At 67.7% G+C, this 13155-nt stretch carries 24 protein-coding genes; all 24 read left to right on the top strand.

Annotated elements, in window-relative coordinates; all coding sequences use genetic code 11:
- Positions 1-454 precede the first annotated feature (454 nt).
- The 24 genes from rpsJ to map all read left to right on the top strand — a co-directional run bounded on the left by rpsJ (position 455) and on the right by map (position 13068).
- On the top strand, positions 455-763 hold the full coding sequence (gene rpsJ, locus ACYVPE_RS28250) for a 30S ribosomal protein S10 (RefSeq protein ID WP_016473429.1): 309 nt from the start codon (positions 455-457) through the stop codon (positions 761-763).
- A 16-nt stretch (positions 764-779) separates the two neighbouring features.
- Positions 780-1424, top strand: coding sequence for a 50S ribosomal protein L3 (gene rplC / locus ACYVPE_RS28255; protein ID WP_461036562.1), 645 nt, complete (start codon positions 780-782; stop codon positions 1422-1424).
- A 7-nt stretch (positions 1425-1431) separates the two neighbouring features.
- Positions 1432-2100 (top strand): 50S ribosomal protein L4, encoded by a 669-nt coding sequence (gene rplD, locus ACYVPE_RS28260; protein WP_461036563.1) that lies wholly within the window; start codon positions 1432-1434, stop codon positions 2098-2100.
- The gene (gene rplW / locus ACYVPE_RS28265; protein ID WP_461036564.1) at positions 2100-2438 is read left to right on the top strand and encodes a 50S ribosomal protein L23; all 339 of its coding nucleotides are present in this window, start codon (positions 2100-2102) and stop codon (positions 2436-2438) included. The genes rplD and rplW overlap by 1 nt, the downstream gene beginning before the upstream one ends.
- A 38-nt stretch (positions 2439-2476) precedes the next feature.
- The gene (gene rplB / locus ACYVPE_RS28270; protein ID WP_461036565.1) at positions 2477-3313 is read left to right on the top strand and encodes a 50S ribosomal protein L2; all 837 of its coding nucleotides are present in this window, start codon (positions 2477-2479) and stop codon (positions 3311-3313) included.
- A gap of 12 nt (positions 3314-3325) precedes the next feature.
- Positions 3326-3607 carry a 30S ribosomal protein S19 gene (rpsS, locus tag ACYVPE_RS28275; RefSeq protein WP_461036566.1) on the top strand — a complete coding sequence of 94 codons (282 nt, stop codon included), beginning with the start codon at positions 3326-3328 and terminating at the stop codon, positions 3605-3607.
- A gap of 40 nt (positions 3608-3647) precedes the next feature.
- Positions 3648-3995: a 50S ribosomal protein L22 gene (gene rplV / locus ACYVPE_RS28280; RefSeq protein ID WP_461036605.1), complete on the top strand. Its 348-nt coding sequence runs from the start codon at positions 3648-3650 to the stop codon at positions 3993-3995.
- Positions 3995-4840 (top strand): 30S ribosomal protein S3, encoded by an 846-nt coding sequence (rpsC, locus tag ACYVPE_RS28285; protein WP_461036567.1) that lies wholly within the window; start codon positions 3995-3997, stop codon positions 4838-4840. The genes rplV and rpsC overlap by 1 nt, the downstream gene beginning before the upstream one ends.
- A gap of 4 nt (positions 4841-4844) precedes the next feature.
- Positions 4845-5264 carry a 50S ribosomal protein L16 gene (rplP, locus tag ACYVPE_RS28290; RefSeq protein WP_132930150.1) on the top strand — a complete coding sequence of 140 codons (420 nt, stop codon included), beginning with the start codon at positions 4845-4847 and terminating at the stop codon, positions 5262-5264.
- Complete coding sequence (gene rpmC / locus ACYVPE_RS28295; RefSeq protein ID WP_461036568.1) at positions 5264-5518, top strand: 50S ribosomal protein L29; 255 nt, start codon at positions 5264-5266, stop codon at positions 5516-5518. The genes rplP and rpmC overlap by 1 nt, the downstream gene beginning before the upstream one ends.
- The gene (gene rpsQ, locus ACYVPE_RS28300; protein WP_132816526.1) at positions 5518-5799 is read left to right on the top strand and encodes a 30S ribosomal protein S17; all 282 of its coding nucleotides are present in this window, start codon (positions 5518-5520) and stop codon (positions 5797-5799) included. The genes rpmC and rpsQ overlap by 1 nt, the downstream gene beginning before the upstream one ends.
- A gap of 4 nt (positions 5800-5803) precedes the next feature.
- Positions 5804-6172 (top strand): 50S ribosomal protein L14, encoded by a 369-nt coding sequence (rplN, locus tag ACYVPE_RS28305; protein ID WP_059012876.1) that lies wholly within the window; start codon positions 5804-5806, stop codon positions 6170-6172.
- Positions 6173-6174: 2 nt separating this feature from the next.
- Positions 6175-6498 carry a 50S ribosomal protein L24 gene (gene rplX, locus ACYVPE_RS28310; protein WP_461036569.1) on the top strand — a complete coding sequence of 108 codons (324 nt, stop codon included), beginning with the start codon at positions 6175-6177 and terminating at the stop codon, positions 6496-6498.
- On the top strand, positions 6498-7067 hold the full coding sequence (gene rplE / locus ACYVPE_RS28315; protein WP_461036570.1) for a 50S ribosomal protein L5: 570 nt from the start codon (positions 6498-6500) through the stop codon (positions 7065-7067). The genes rplX and rplE overlap by 1 nt, the downstream gene beginning before the upstream one ends.
- A 3-nt stretch (positions 7068-7070) precedes the next feature.
- On the top strand, positions 7071-7256 hold the full coding sequence (locus ACYVPE_RS28320; RefSeq protein ID WP_120674283.1) for a type Z 30S ribosomal protein S14: 186 nt from the start codon (positions 7071-7073) through the stop codon (positions 7254-7256).
- Positions 7257-7351: 95 nt separating this feature from the next.
- Positions 7352-7750, top strand: coding sequence for a 30S ribosomal protein S8 (gene rpsH / locus ACYVPE_RS28325; RefSeq protein ID WP_461036571.1), 399 nt, complete (start codon positions 7352-7354; stop codon positions 7748-7750).
- A gap of 22 nt (positions 7751-7772) precedes the next feature.
- A complete protein-coding gene (gene rplF, locus ACYVPE_RS28330) occupies positions 7773-8312 on the top strand; it encodes a 50S ribosomal protein L6 (RefSeq protein WP_461036572.1) in 540 nt (179 codons plus the stop codon).
- Positions 8313-8314: 2 nt separating this feature from the next.
- Positions 8315-8698 carry a 50S ribosomal protein L18 gene (rplR, locus tag ACYVPE_RS28335; protein ID WP_461036573.1) on the top strand — a complete coding sequence of 128 codons (384 nt, stop codon included), beginning with the start codon at positions 8315-8317 and terminating at the stop codon, positions 8696-8698.
- Between the two features lie 37 nt (positions 8699-8735).
- On the top strand, positions 8736-9338 hold the full coding sequence (rpsE, locus tag ACYVPE_RS28340) for a 30S ribosomal protein S5 (protein WP_461036574.1): 603 nt from the start codon (positions 8736-8738) through the stop codon (positions 9336-9338).
- Positions 9338-9520, top strand: coding sequence for a 50S ribosomal protein L30 (rpmD, locus tag ACYVPE_RS28345; RefSeq protein WP_461036575.1), 183 nt, complete (start codon positions 9338-9340; stop codon positions 9518-9520). The genes rpsE and rpmD overlap by 1 nt, the downstream gene beginning before the upstream one ends.
- 1 nt (position 9521) lies before the next feature.
- Positions 9522-10007 carry a 50S ribosomal protein L15 gene (gene rplO / locus ACYVPE_RS28350; protein ID WP_461036576.1) on the top strand — a complete coding sequence of 162 codons (486 nt, stop codon included), beginning with the start codon at positions 9522-9524 and terminating at the stop codon, positions 10005-10007.
- Positions 10008-10229: 222 nt separating this feature from the next.
- The gene (secY, locus tag ACYVPE_RS28355; protein WP_461036577.1) at positions 10230-11552 is read left to right on the top strand and encodes a preprotein translocase subunit SecY; all 1323 of its coding nucleotides are present in this window, start codon (positions 10230-10232) and stop codon (positions 11550-11552) included.
- Positions 11552-12208 carry an adenylate kinase gene (locus ACYVPE_RS28360; protein WP_461036578.1) on the top strand — a complete coding sequence of 219 codons (657 nt, stop codon included), beginning with the start codon at positions 11552-11554 and terminating at the stop codon, positions 12206-12208. The genes secY and ACYVPE_RS28360 overlap by 1 nt, the downstream gene beginning before the upstream one ends.
- Before the next feature lie 23 nt (positions 12209-12231).
- The gene (gene map, locus ACYVPE_RS28365; RefSeq protein ID WP_461036579.1) at positions 12232-13068 is read left to right on the top strand and encodes a type I methionyl aminopeptidase; all 837 of its coding nucleotides are present in this window, start codon (positions 12232-12234) and stop codon (positions 13066-13068) included.
- Positions 13069-13155: the final 87 nt, after the last annotated feature.

Consider the following 13155-nt stretch of genomic DNA (forward strand, 5'->3'; position numbering starts at 1 on the left):
CCGCGCGGAGCGCGAGAAAGGGCGGGTGGGTGGGCGGGGAACAACCCCACGGCCACCCCCCGGGGGGCGGTGCACGGTGAGGCGCCCGATTGGTGTAGGCGCCAGCCGATGTGGCACACTGACGAGGTTGCTCGGTTGAGAGCCGATGCTGCGCGCCTCCCGCCGGGAGGACCGGAAGCGAGTCCCACTGTATTCGTCGCCCCTGCTGAGGTGCGGAAATACCGGGATCTTCCGGGAAGCGTGGGCGGGGCATCAGCCAGGCGCCCGGTGGAAGTTCTTCCCGAGTTCTCCCCCCACTCCTCCCGGAGGAAACCTCGCCTGCGGCGAAACAGGGGAGGGGTTGCGACACGCCCGACCGCGTGGGTCGGAGGCGGGTCGTGTGGGGAGCGGTGGGGAAGGGCCGGAAGCCGGAAGCCAGAGCGGTAAACGACAGAGACAGGACTACGAAGTAGCCATGGCGGGACAGAAGATCCGCATCCGGCTCAAGGCCTACGACCACGAGGTCATCGACAACTCGGCGAAGAAGATCGTCGAGACGGTGACCCGCACGGGTGCGTCGGTCGCGGGCCCGGTGCCGCTGCCCACTGAGAAGAACGTGTACTGCGTCATCAAGTCGCCGCACAAGTACAAGGACTCGCGCGAGCACTTCGAGATGCGCACCCACAAGCGGCTGATCGACATCCTCGACCCCACCCCCAAGACCGTTGACTCGTTGATGCGCCTGGACCTTCCGGCCGGCGTCGACATCGAGATCAAGCTCTGAGCGGGCGGGAGCGAAGATGACCAAGCAGATCAAGGGCGTCCTGGGCGAGAAGCTCGGCATGACCCAGGTCTGGGACGAGAACAACCGCATCGTCCCGGTGACCGTGGTCAAGGCCGGCCCCTGCGTCGTTACCCAGGTGCGCACCGATGACCGCGACGGCTACTCCGCCGTCCAGATCGCCTACGGCGAGATCGACCCGCGCAAGGTGAACAGGCCCCTCAAGGGCCACTTCGCCAAGGCCGACGTCACCCCGCGCCGCCACCTGGTCGAGCTGCGGACCGCCGACGCCAGTGAGTACACCCTCGGCCAGGAGGTCACGGCCGAGGTGTTCGACTCCGGTGTCAAGGTCGACGTGACCGGCACCAGCAAGGGCAAGGGCACCGCCGGTGTCATGAAGCGCCACGGCTTCGCCGGCCTCGGCGCCTCGCACGGCACCCAGCGCAAGCACCGTTCGCCCGGCTCCATCGGTGGCTGCGCCACCCCGGGCCGCGTGTTCAAGGGGCTGCGCATGGCCGGTCGCGCCGGCAACGAGCGCGTCACCACCCAGAACCTGACCGTCCACGCCGTTGACGCGGAGAAGGGCCTGCTGCTCATCAAGGGCGCGGTGCCCGGCCCCAACGGCGGCCTCGTCCTGGTCCGTACCGCGGCCAAGGGGGCTTGAGGGATCCATGAGTACCGTTGACATCCTTTCGCCCGCTGGCGAGAAGACCGGTTCCGTCGAGCTCCCCGGGGAGATCTTCGACGCGCGCGTCAGCGTTCCGCTGATGCACCAGGTCGTCGTCGCGCAGCTGGCCGCGGCCCGTCAGGGCACGCACAAGGCCAAGACCCGCGGCGAGGTCCGCGGCGGTGGCAAGAAGCCGTACCGCCAGAAGGGCACCGGCCGGGCCCGCCAGGGTTCCGTCCGCGCCCCGCAGTTCACCGGCGGTGGCATCGTGCACGGCCCCGTGCCGCGGGACTACACCCAGCGCACCCCGAAGAAGATGAAGGCCGCCGCCCTGCGCAGCGCCCTCACCGACCGGGCGCGGCACGAGCGGATCCACGTCGTCACCGGCGTGGTGGACGGCGACGTCTCCACCAAGTCGGCGCGCGGCCTGTTCGCGAAGATCAGCGACCGCAAGAAGCTGCTGCTGGTCGCCGACCGCGCGGACAACACCGCCTGGCTCTCGGCCCGCAACCTGCCCCAGGTCCACATCATCGACCCGGGCCAGCTGAACACGTACGACGTGCTCGAGTCCGACGACGTCGTCTTCACCAAGGCCGCCTTCGACCGCTTCGTGGCCGGCCCGATCGGCACCGTCAAGGTGGCGCTCGACAAGTCCGAGGGGAGTGAGGCCTGATGAGCGACACCACCGTCGCCGAGGTCATCTCCAGCAAGGAGTTCACCTCCCCGCACGACGTGCTGAAGAAGCCCGTGGTGTCGGAGAAGAGCTACGCGCTGCTCGACGAGAACAAGTACACGTTCGTCGTCGACCCGCGCGCCAACAAGACCCAGATCAAGCAGGCCGTCCAGGCGGTCTTCTCGGTCAAGGTCGTGTCGGTCCACACGATCAACCGGCAGGGCAAGCGCAAGCGCACCAAGACCGGCTACGGCAAGCGCGCCGACACCAAGCGCGCCATCGTGACCCTCGCCGAGGGCGACAGCATCGACATCTTCGGCGGTCCGGTCCTCTCGTAGGGGAGCCGGTCCGTCCGATACCGGACGAGGACTAAGAAATGGGAATCCGCAAGTACAAGCCGACGACTCCGGGCCGTCGAGGCGCCAGCGTCGCCGACTTCGTCGAGGTCACGCGGTCCACGCCGGAGAAGTCGCTGGTCCGCCCCCTGCACAGCAAGGGTGGCCGGGACAACGCCGGTCGTGTGGCCGTCCGTCACCAGGGCGGCGGGCACAAGCGCGCCTACCGCGTCATCGACTTCCGTCGGCACGACAAGGACGGCGTGCCGGCCAAGGTCGCGCACATCGAGTACGACCCGAACCGCACCGCGCGGATCGCGCTCCTGCACTACGCGGACGGCGAGAAGCGGTACATCATCGCCCCCGCGAACCTGCGGCAGGGCGACCGGGTGGAGAACGGCGCCGGCGCGGACATCAAGCCGGGCAACAACCTGCCGCTGCGCAACATCCCGGTCGGTACCGTGATCCACGCGATCGAGCTGCAGCCCGGTGGCGGCGCGAAGTTCGCCCGTTCCGCCGGTGCCTCCGTGCAGCTGCTGGCCAAGGAGGGCCGCATGGCCCACCTGCGCATGCCGTCGGGCGAGATCCGTCTCGTCGACGTGCGGTGCCGGGCCACGGTCGGTGAGGTCGGCAACGCCGAGCAGTCGAACATCAACTGGGGCAAGGCCGGCCGGATGCGCTGGAAGGGCGTTCGTCCGAGCGTCCGCGGTGTCGTGATGAACCCCGTCGACCACCCGCACGGCGGTGGCGAGGGCCGGACCTCGGGTGGTCGCCACCCGGTCTCGCCCTGGGGCAAGAAGGAAGGCCGGACGCGCGCGCCGAAGAAGGCCAGCAACAAGTACATCATCCGCCGCCGCAAGACGAACAAGAAGCGCTAGGAGCAGGTTTCGATGCCGCGCAGTCTCAAGAAGGGACCATTCGTCGACGACCACCTGATCAAGAAGGTGGACGCACAGAACGAATCCGGTTCCAAGAACGTCATCAAGACCTGGTCTCGCCGCTCGATGATCGTCCCGGACATGCTGGGCCACACGATCGCGGTGCATGACGGCCGCAAGCACATCCCGGTGTTCGTCACCGAGGCGATGGTCGGCCACAAGCTCGGCGAGTTCGCGCCCACCCGCACGTTCCGTGGGCACGTCAAGGACGACCGCAAGTCGCGTCGGCGCTGAGCGGGGTTCGCAGACCATGACCGACACCGAAGGGACAACCATGGAAGCCAGGGCTATCGCGCGGTACATCCGCGTCACGCCCATGAAGGCCCGCCGTGTGGTGGACCTCATCCGTGGCAAGAACGCCGCGGAGGCCCAGGCGGTCCTGCGCTTCGCCCCGCAGGCCGCCAGCGTGCCCGTGGGCAAGGTGCTTGACAGCGCCATCGCCAACGCCGCGCACAACTACAACCACACGGACGTCGACAGCCTCTACATCAGCGAGGCCTACGTCGACGAGGGTCCGACCCTGAAGCGGTTCCGGCCGCGCGCCCAGGGTCGTGCCTACCGGATCCGTAAGCGGACCAGCCACATCACGGTGGTCGTCAGCAGCAAGGAAGGAACCCGGTAATGGGCCAGAAGGTAAACCCGCACGGGTTCCGTCTCGGCGTCACGACCGACTTCAAGTCGCGCTGGTACGCCGACAAGCTCTACAAGGACTACGTCAAGGAAGACGTCGCGATCCGTCGCATGCTCACCCAGGGCATGGAGCGGGCCGGCATCTCCAAGGTGGAGATCGAGCGCACCCGTGACCGGGTCCGCGTCGACGTCCACACCGCCCGGCCGGGCATCGTCATCGGCCGCCGCGGCGCGGAGGCCGACCGCCTCCGCGGCAACCTGGAGAAGCTGACCGGCAAGCAGATCCAGTTCAACATCCTCGAGGTCAAGAACCCCGAGCTGGACGCCCAGCTGGTGGCCCAGGCGGTCGCCGAGCAGCTGTCCTCCCGCGTCTCCTTCCGGCGTGCCATGCGCAAGTCGATGCAGAGCACGCTGAAGGCCGGCGCCAAGGGCATCAAGATCCAGTGCGGCGGTCGCCTCGGCGGCGCCGAGATGTCCCGCTCCGAGTTCTACCGCGAGGGCCGGGTGCCGCTGCACACGCTCCGCGCGAACGTGGACTACGGCTTCTTCGAGGCCCGCACCACCTTCGGCCGGATCGGCGTGAAGGTGTGGATCTACAAGGGCGACGTGAAGAACATCGCCGAGGTCCGCGCCGAGAACGCCGCGGCCCGCGCCGGCAACCGCCCGGCCCGTGGCCCCGGCGGCGGTGGCGACCGTCCGGCCCGTGGTGGTCGTGGCGAGCGCGGCGGCCGTGGCCGTCGTCCGCAGCAGCAGGGTGCGCCCGCTGCCGAGGCCGCCAAGGCCGAGGCACCGGCAGCCGCTCCGGCCGGCGAGAGCACCACCGGATCGGAGAGCTGAGACCATGCTGATTCCTCGCAAGGTCAAGTACCGCAAGCAGCACCACCCGAAGCGCAGTGGCAAGGCCAAGGGTGGCACCGAGGTCGCGTTCGGCGAGTACGGCATCCAGGCCGTGACCGCCGCGTACGTCACCAACCGGCAGATCGAGGCCGCGCGTATCTCGATGACCCGGCACATCAAGCGTGGCGGCAAGGTGTGGATCAACATCTACCCGGACCGTCCGCTGACCAAGAAGCCCGCCGAGACCCGCATGGGTTCCGGTAAGGGTTCGCCGGAGTGGTGGGTCGCGAACGTCAAGCCTGGGCGCGTGATGTTCGAGCTGTCCTACCCCAACGAGAAGATCGCTCGTGAGGCGCTGATCCGCGCCGCGCACAAGCTTCCGATGAAGTGCCGGATCGTTCGGCGCGAGGCAGGTGAGGCGTGATGACCGCCGGTACCAAGGTCTCCGAGCTGCGCGAGCTGAACAACGAGGAACTCGTTGTGAAGCTGCGCGAGGCGAAGGAGGAGCTGTTCCGCCTCCGCTTCCAGGCGGCGACCGGTCAGCTGGAGAACAACAGCCGGCTGAAGGCCGTGCGCAAGGACATCGCCCGGGTCTACACCCTGATGCGCGAGCGTGAGCTCGGCATCGAGACGGTGGCGGAGCCGGCCGAGGCTGCCGAGGCGGTGGAGAGCGCCTGATGAGTGAGAGCACTGTGACTGAGACGACCGAGCGCGGCCGGCGGAAGACGCGTGAGGGTCTGGTCGTCAGCGACAAGATGGACAAGACCGTCGTCGTCGCTGTCGAGGACCGGGTCAAGCACGCCCTGTACGGCAAGATCATCCGCCGCACCAACAAGCTCAAGGCGCATGACGAGCAGAACGCCGCGGGTGTGGGTGACCGCGTTCTCCTGATGGAGACCCGGCCGCTGTCCGCTACCAAGCGCTGGCGCGTCGTGGAGATTCTGGAGAAGGCGAAGTAACGACATGATCCAGCAGGAGTCGCGACTGCGTGTCGCCGACAACACGGGTGCGAAGGAGATTCTCTGCATCCGTGTTCTGGGCGGATCCGGTCGCCGTTACGCGGGCATCGGCGACGTGATCGTCGCCACCGTCAAGGACGCGATCCCGGGCGGCAACGTCAAGAAGGGTGACGTCGTCAAGGCGGTCGTCGTGCGCGCCGTCAAGGAGCGCCGTCGTCCCGACGGTTCGTACATCCGGTTCGACGAGAACGCCGCCGTCATTCTGAAGAACGACGGCGACCCCCGTGGCACCCGTATCTTCGGCCCGGTCGGCCGTGAACTGCGCGAGAAGAAGTTCATGAAGATCATCTCGCTCGCGCCGGAGGTGCTGTGAGCATGAAGATCAAGAAGGGCGACCTGGTTCAGGTCATCACCGGCAAGGACAAGGGCAAGCAGGGCAAGGTCATCGTGGCCTACCCCCGCGAGGACCGCGTCCTGGTCGAGGGTGTCAACCGGGTCAAGAAGCACACCAAGGCCGGCACGACCGCCCGTGGTTCCAAGACCGGTGGCATCATCACCACCGAGGCCCCGATCCACGTGAGCAACGTTTCGCTCGTGGTGGAGAAGGACGGCAAGAAGGTCACCACCCGCGTCGGCTACCGCTTCGACGACAACGGCAACAAGATCCGCGTTGCCCGGCGGACCGGTGAGGACATCTGATGACCACTGCTACCCCGACCACCAGCGTGCCGCGTCTGAAGACGCGGTACCGCGAGGAGATCGCCGGCAAGCTGCGTGACGAGTACGAGTACGCCAACGTCATGCAGGTGCCAGGACTGACCAAGATCGTGGTCAACATGGGTGTGGGCGACGCCGCCCGCGACTCCAAGTTGATCGACGGGGCCGTTCGCGACCTCGCCACGATCACCGGCCAGAAGCCGACCGTGACCAAGGCCCGCAAGTCCATCGCGCAGTTCAAGCTGCGCGAGGGCATGCCGATCGGCGCGCACGTCACACTGCGCGGCGACCGGATGTGGGAGTTCCTCGACCGGCTGCTGTCGCTGGCGCTGCCGCGGATCCGTGACTTCCGCGGTCTGTCGCCGAAGCAGTTCGACGGCCGTGGCAACTACACGTTCGGCCTGACCGAGCAGGTCATGTTCCATGAGATCGACCAGGACCAGATCGACCGGGTCCGAGGCATGGACATCACCGTGGTCACCACGGCGAACACCGACGATGAGGGCCGCACCCTGCTGCGTCTCCTCGGATTCCCGTTCAAGGAGGCGTGAACCATGGCGAAGAAGGCTCTGATCGCCAAGGCCGCCCGGAAGCCGAAGTTCAGCGCGCGTGCCTACACGCGCTGCCAGCGCTGCGGCCGGCCGCACTCCGTGTACCGCAAGTTCGGCCTCTGCCGCGTGTGCCTTCGTGAGATGGCGCACCGTGGCGAGCTGCCGGGCGTCACCAAGAGCTCCTGGTAACACCTACTACGCCGTAGGTCCCGCGGGTGTCCGGGCCGGACACCGTCTCGGACACCCGCGAGGAAACCCCGGCGAGAGAGGCCAAAGGCCGTTTTATGACCATGACCGACCCGATCGCAGACATGCTGACCCGTCTGCGCAACGCGAACTCGGCGTACCACGACAACGTCGTGATGCCGCACAGCAAGATCAAGACGCACATCGCGGAGATCCTCCAGCAGGAGGGCTACATCACCGGCTGGAAGACCGAGGACGCCCAGGTGGGCAAGAGCCTCGTTCTGGAGCTGAAGTACGGCCCCAACCGCGAGCGCTCGATCGCCGGCATCAAGCGGATCTCGAAGCCGGGCCTGCGGGTCTACGCCAAGTCGACCAGCCTGCCGCGGGTCCTCGGTGGCCTGGGCGTGGCGATCATCTCCACGTCCAACGGGCTGCTCACGGACAAGCAGGCGCAGAAGAAGGGCGTGGGTGGGGAAGTCCTCGCCTACGTCTGGTGACGAAGGGAACGGAGGAAGAGCCATGTCGCGCATCGGCAAGCAGCCCATCCCGGTTCCCGCCGGCGTGGACGTGACCATCGAAGGCCGCACGGTGGAGGTGAAGGGCCCCAAGGGTGCCCTCGCGCACACCGTCGCCGCGCCGATCGAGGTGGCACGGGCCGAGGACGGCACCATCGTGGTGACCCGTCCCAACGACGAGAACCGCAACCGTGCTCTGCACGGCCTGTCCCGCACGCTGGTCGACAACATGATCGTCGGCGTGACCCAGGGGTACATCAAGAAGCTCGAGATCAGCGGTGTCGGTTACCGCGTCCAGGCCAAGGGGAGCAACCTCGAGTTCTCCCTGGGTTACAGCCACCCGATCCTGGTCGAGCCGCCTGAGGGCATCACCTTCAAGGTCGAGAACGCGACGCGGTTCAGCGTCGAGGGCATCGACAAGCAGAAGGTGGGCGAGGTCGCGGCGAAGATCCGTAAGCTGCGCAAGCCCGACCCGTACAAGGCCAAGGGTGTCAAGTACGAGGGCGAAGTCATCCGCCGCAAGGTCGGAAAGGCGGGTAAGTAGCCATGGCATACGGACTGAAGATCGCCAAGGGCGACGCCAGGAAGCGCGTGGCGGCCAAGCGCCGGCACATCCGCATCCGCAAGAAGATCTCGGGCAGCCCCGAGCGTCCGCGCCTGGTCGTCACCCGTTCCAACCGTCACATGGTGGCGCAGGTCATCGACGACACCGTGGGCCACACCGTGGCGTCGGCCTCGTCGCTCGACGTGTCGATCCGTGGCGGCGAGGGCGACAAGAGCGCGCAGGCCAAGAAGGTCGGCGCCCTGGTCGCGGAGCGAGCCAAGGCCGCCGGTGTCGAGGCCGTCGTGTTCGACCGCGGCGGTAACAAGTACGCCGGGCGCGTCGCCGCGCTGGCCGACGCCGCCCGCGAGGCGGGGCTCAAGTTCTGAGCCGGTCCCGTCCGAGCAATCGAGAGAGGTAATTCCCATGGCTGGACCACAGCGCCGCGGTGGCGGCGCCGGTGGCGGCGAGCGGCGGGACCGTAAGGGTCGGGACGGCGGCTCCGCCGCCGAGAAGACCGCGTACGTCGAGCGCGTCGTCGCGATCAACCGCGTCGCCAAGGTTGTGAAGGGTGGTCGTCGCTTCAGCTTCACCGCGCTTGTCGTGGTGGGCGACGGTGACGGCACCGTCGGTGTCGGTTACGGCAAGGCCAAGGAGGTGCCGGCCGCCATCGCCAAGGGTGTCGAGGAGGCCAAGAAGCACTTCTTCAAGGTCCCCCGTATCCAGGGCACCATCCCGCACCCGATCCAGGGTGAGGAGGCGGCGGGCGTCGTGCTGCTGAAGCCGGCTTCCCCCGGTACCGGTGTGATCGCCGGTGGCCCGGTGCGCGCCGTGCTGGAGTGCGCGGGCATCCACGACGTGCTGAGCAAGTCGCTCGGCTCGTCGAACCCGATCAACATCGTGCACGCCACGGTGGCCGCGCTGAAGGGCCTTCAGCGTCCCGAGGAGATCGCGGCCCGCCGCGGTCTGCCCCTCGAGGACGTCGCCCCGGCGGCGCTGCTCCGCGCGCGTGCCGGAGTGGGTGCGTGATGACGCAGCTGAAGATCACGCAGGTGAAGTCCCGGATCGGGAGCAAGCAGAACCACAGGGAGACGCTGCGCTCGCTCGGGCTGCGGCGTATCAACGACGTGGTCGTCAAGGATGACCGCCCGGAGATCCGCGGCATGGCGAACACCGTGCGGCATCTCGTGACGGTCGAGGAGGTGGACTGAGATGGCGGAGCTCGCCAAGGGAACCCCTGAGAGCGCGGAGAGCGCGCCGCTCAAGCTCCACGACCTGCGTCCGGCCCCGGGCGCCAAGAAGGCCAAGATCCGGGTCGGTCGTGGTGAGGCGTCCAAGGGTAAGACCGCTGGTCGCGGCACCAAGGGCACCAAGGCTCGTTACCAGGTTCGGGCCGGATTCGAGGGTGGCCAGCTGCCGCTGCTGCAGCGCCTGCCCAAGATGAAGGGCTTCAAGAGCATCGCCCACAGGCAGTTCCAGGTGGTCAACCTGGAGCGGCTGGCGCTGCTCTACCCGGAGGGTGGCGAGGTCACCGTCGCGGATCTGGTGGCCAAGGGCGCGGTCCGGAAGAACGAGCTGGTCAAGGTGCTCGGCACCGGCGAGATCTCCGTGGCGCTGACGGTGACGGTGGATGCCGTCTCCGGCTCCGCCAGGGAGAAGATCACCGCTGCCGGCGGCACCGTCACCGAGCGTTCCTGAACCGGCGTTCGGTAGGTCGGAAACGTGAGTGACCGGGGGTGCCCGCTTCTTGGGCATCCCCGGTCAGTCGTTCCGGCCTGGCGTATCCGCCGGTAAGGTTGCGTCGGTTGCGCCTTTCCGGGGCGTAGCCGTGTCAGTCGTAGTTGTCCCCTTGTTCTGTCATTCATTGGACTTCAAGACCGAACCTCTCGCGTCGTAGGCGTGGGAGGCGCTGGAGGAGCCGTGCTCACCGCGTTCGCCCGGGCGTTCCAGACGCCCGATCTGCGTAAGAAGCTGCTCTTCACCCTGTGCATCGTCGTGGTGTTCCGGCTTGGACAGCATGTGCCGGTGCCGGGCGTCAGCTTCCAGAATGTCGATCAGTGCGTGAAGGAGGCGGACGCCGCGGGGGCGGGCTCCGGCCTGTTCGGTCTGGTCAACGTGTTGAGCGGCGGCGCGCTGCTCCAGTTGACCATCTTCGCCCTGGGGATCATGCCGTACATCACGGCGAGCATCATCCTCCAGCTGCTGGTGGTGGTGATCCCGCGGCTCGAGGCCCTGAAGAAGGAGGGCCAGGCCGGTCAGGCCAAGATCACCCAGTACACCCGCTATCTGACCATGGCGCTCGCGGTGCTCCAGGCCACCGGTCTGGTGGCGACCGCGCGCAGCGGCACCCTGTTCCCTCAGTGCACGGTGGCGAACGACATCATCCCGTCCGATTCGATCTTCACCACGCTGGTGATGGTGATCTCCCTCACCTCCGCGACCGCGCTCATCATGTGGATGGGTGAACTGATCACGGACCGGGGTATCGGTAACGGCATGTCCATGCTGATGTTCGTGTCCATCGCGGCCGGGTTCCCGGGCGCGATGTGGCAGATCAAGCAGCAGGGCAGCCTCGCCGACGGGTGGATCGAGTTCGGCGTCGTCGTCGCCTGTGGTCTGGCCATGGTGGGCCTGGTGCTCTTCGTCGAGCTGGCCCAGCGCCGGATCCCCGTGCAGTACGCGAAGCGGATGATCGGCCGGCGTTCCTACGGCGGCACCTCGACCTACATCCCGCTGAAGGTCAACCAGGCCGGTGTGATCCCGGTGATCTTCGCCTCCTCGCTGCTGTACATCCCGCAGCTGCTGGTGCAGTTCGCCGGCTCCGACGCGGGCTGGGCGGACTGGATCAACCGGTACTTCGCCAGTGGCAGCCACCCGTACTACATCGTCACGTACTTCCTGCTCATCGTCTTCTTCGCGTTCTTCTACGTGGCCATCACCTTCAACCCCGAAGAGGTGGCCGAAAACATGAAGAAGTATGGTGGTTTTATCCCGGGCATTCGGGCGGGTCGGCCGACGGTCGAGTACCTGAGCTACGTGCTGAACCGCATCACCTGGCCCGGATCGCTCTACCTCGGCCTGATCGCCCTGGTGCCCACCGTGGCGCTGGTGATGTTCGACGCTCAGCAGGACTTCCCCTTCGGTGGCACCTCGATCCTCATCATCGTGGGTGTCGGCCTGGAGACGGTGCGGCAGATCGAGAGCCAGCTCCACCAGCGCAACTACGAAGGGTTCCTCCGCTGATGCGAATCGTCCTCGTCGGTCCGCCGGGCGCGGGCAAGGGCACGCAGGCCGCGTTGCTCGCCCAGCGCCTGGACATTCCGCACATCTCCACCGGCGACCTCTTCCGCGCCAACATCAGCCAGGGCACGGAGCTCGGCCGCCAGGTCGAGTCGATCCTGCGCTCCGGTGGTCTGGTGCCCGACGAGGTCACCATCGCGATGGCCGCGGACCGGATGGCGAAGCCGGACGCCGAGGACGGATTCCTGCTGGACGGCTTCCCCCGCAACATCGGCCAGGCCAAGGCCCTGGACGCGTTGCTGGTGGAGCAGGGGCTGCGGCTCGACGCGGTGCTCGACCTGGAGGTCCCCGAGGACGAGGTGGTCAAGCGCATCGCCGGCCGCCGCACCTGCCGCAAGGACAGCAGTCACACGTTCCACGTGGAGTACAAGCAGCCGAAGGCCGAGGGCGTCTGCGACGAGTGCGGCGGTGAGCTGTACCAGCGCGAGGACGACCAGGAGGAGACCGTCCGCAAGCGGCTCGCGATCTACCACGAGGAGACCGAGCCGATCATCGACTACTACCGGGAGCAGGGCCTGGTCGTCACGATCACGGCCCTGGCCCCGGTGCCCGAGGTGACCAGGCGGGCGCTGGCCGCACTTCCCGAGCGCGCGGCCTGACGGGGAGAGGGCACTTCGTACCGATGGTGGAGATCAAGACCCCCGAGCAGATCGCGAAGATGCGGGCCGCCGGCCTGGTCGTCGCCGAGATACACCGCAGGACGGCCGAGGCCGCCGTGCCGGGCGCCAGCACCAAGGACCTGGACGACGTCGCGGCCCAGACCCTCGCGGAGCACGGCGCCAAGCCCAACTTCCTGGGCTACGGCGGCTTCCCCGCGACGATCTGCACCTCGGTCAACGACGTCGTGGTCCACGGCATCCCCGACCGGGAGACGGTCCTGAGGTCCGGCGACGTGATCTCGATCGACGCCGGCGCGATCATCGACGGCTGGCACGCGGACGCCGCGATCACGGTGCTGGTGGGCGAGGGGCACGGCGCCGAGCTCGTCGAGCTGAGCCGGGTGACCGAGGCGTCCCTGTGGGCCGGCATCGCCGCGTTCCGCAAGGGCAACCGCCTGGTGGACGTCTCCAAGGCCGTCGAGAGTTTCATCCGCCGCCAGCCCCGCCCGGCCTCCGGGAAGTACGGCATCGTCGAGGACTACGGCGGCCACGGCATCGGCAGCGAGATGCACATGGACCCGCACCTGCTGAACTACGTGGACCGCAGGCGCGGCCGCGGCCCGCGGTTCGTGCCCGGGTTCTGCCTGGCGATCGAGCCCATGATCACGCTCGGCACCCCCAAGACCCACGTGCTGGCCGACGAGTGGACCGTCAAGACCAACGACGGCACCTGGGCCTCGCACTGGGAGCACTCGGTGGCGCTCACCGAGGCGGGCCCCCTGGTGCTCACCGCTCCGGACGGCGGCCGGGCCAGGCTGGCCGAGCTCGGCGTGACGGCCGCGCCCGATCCTGTGACATAGAATCCGTTGGCTTAGTGATCTTGGTCCGGGGGAATGTTCCCCGGATAGGTCTGATTGGTCTTTTCGGGTGGGGTGCCGTACCCTGAT

It is taken from the genome of Streptomyces mayteni (genome assembly GCF_054783955.1).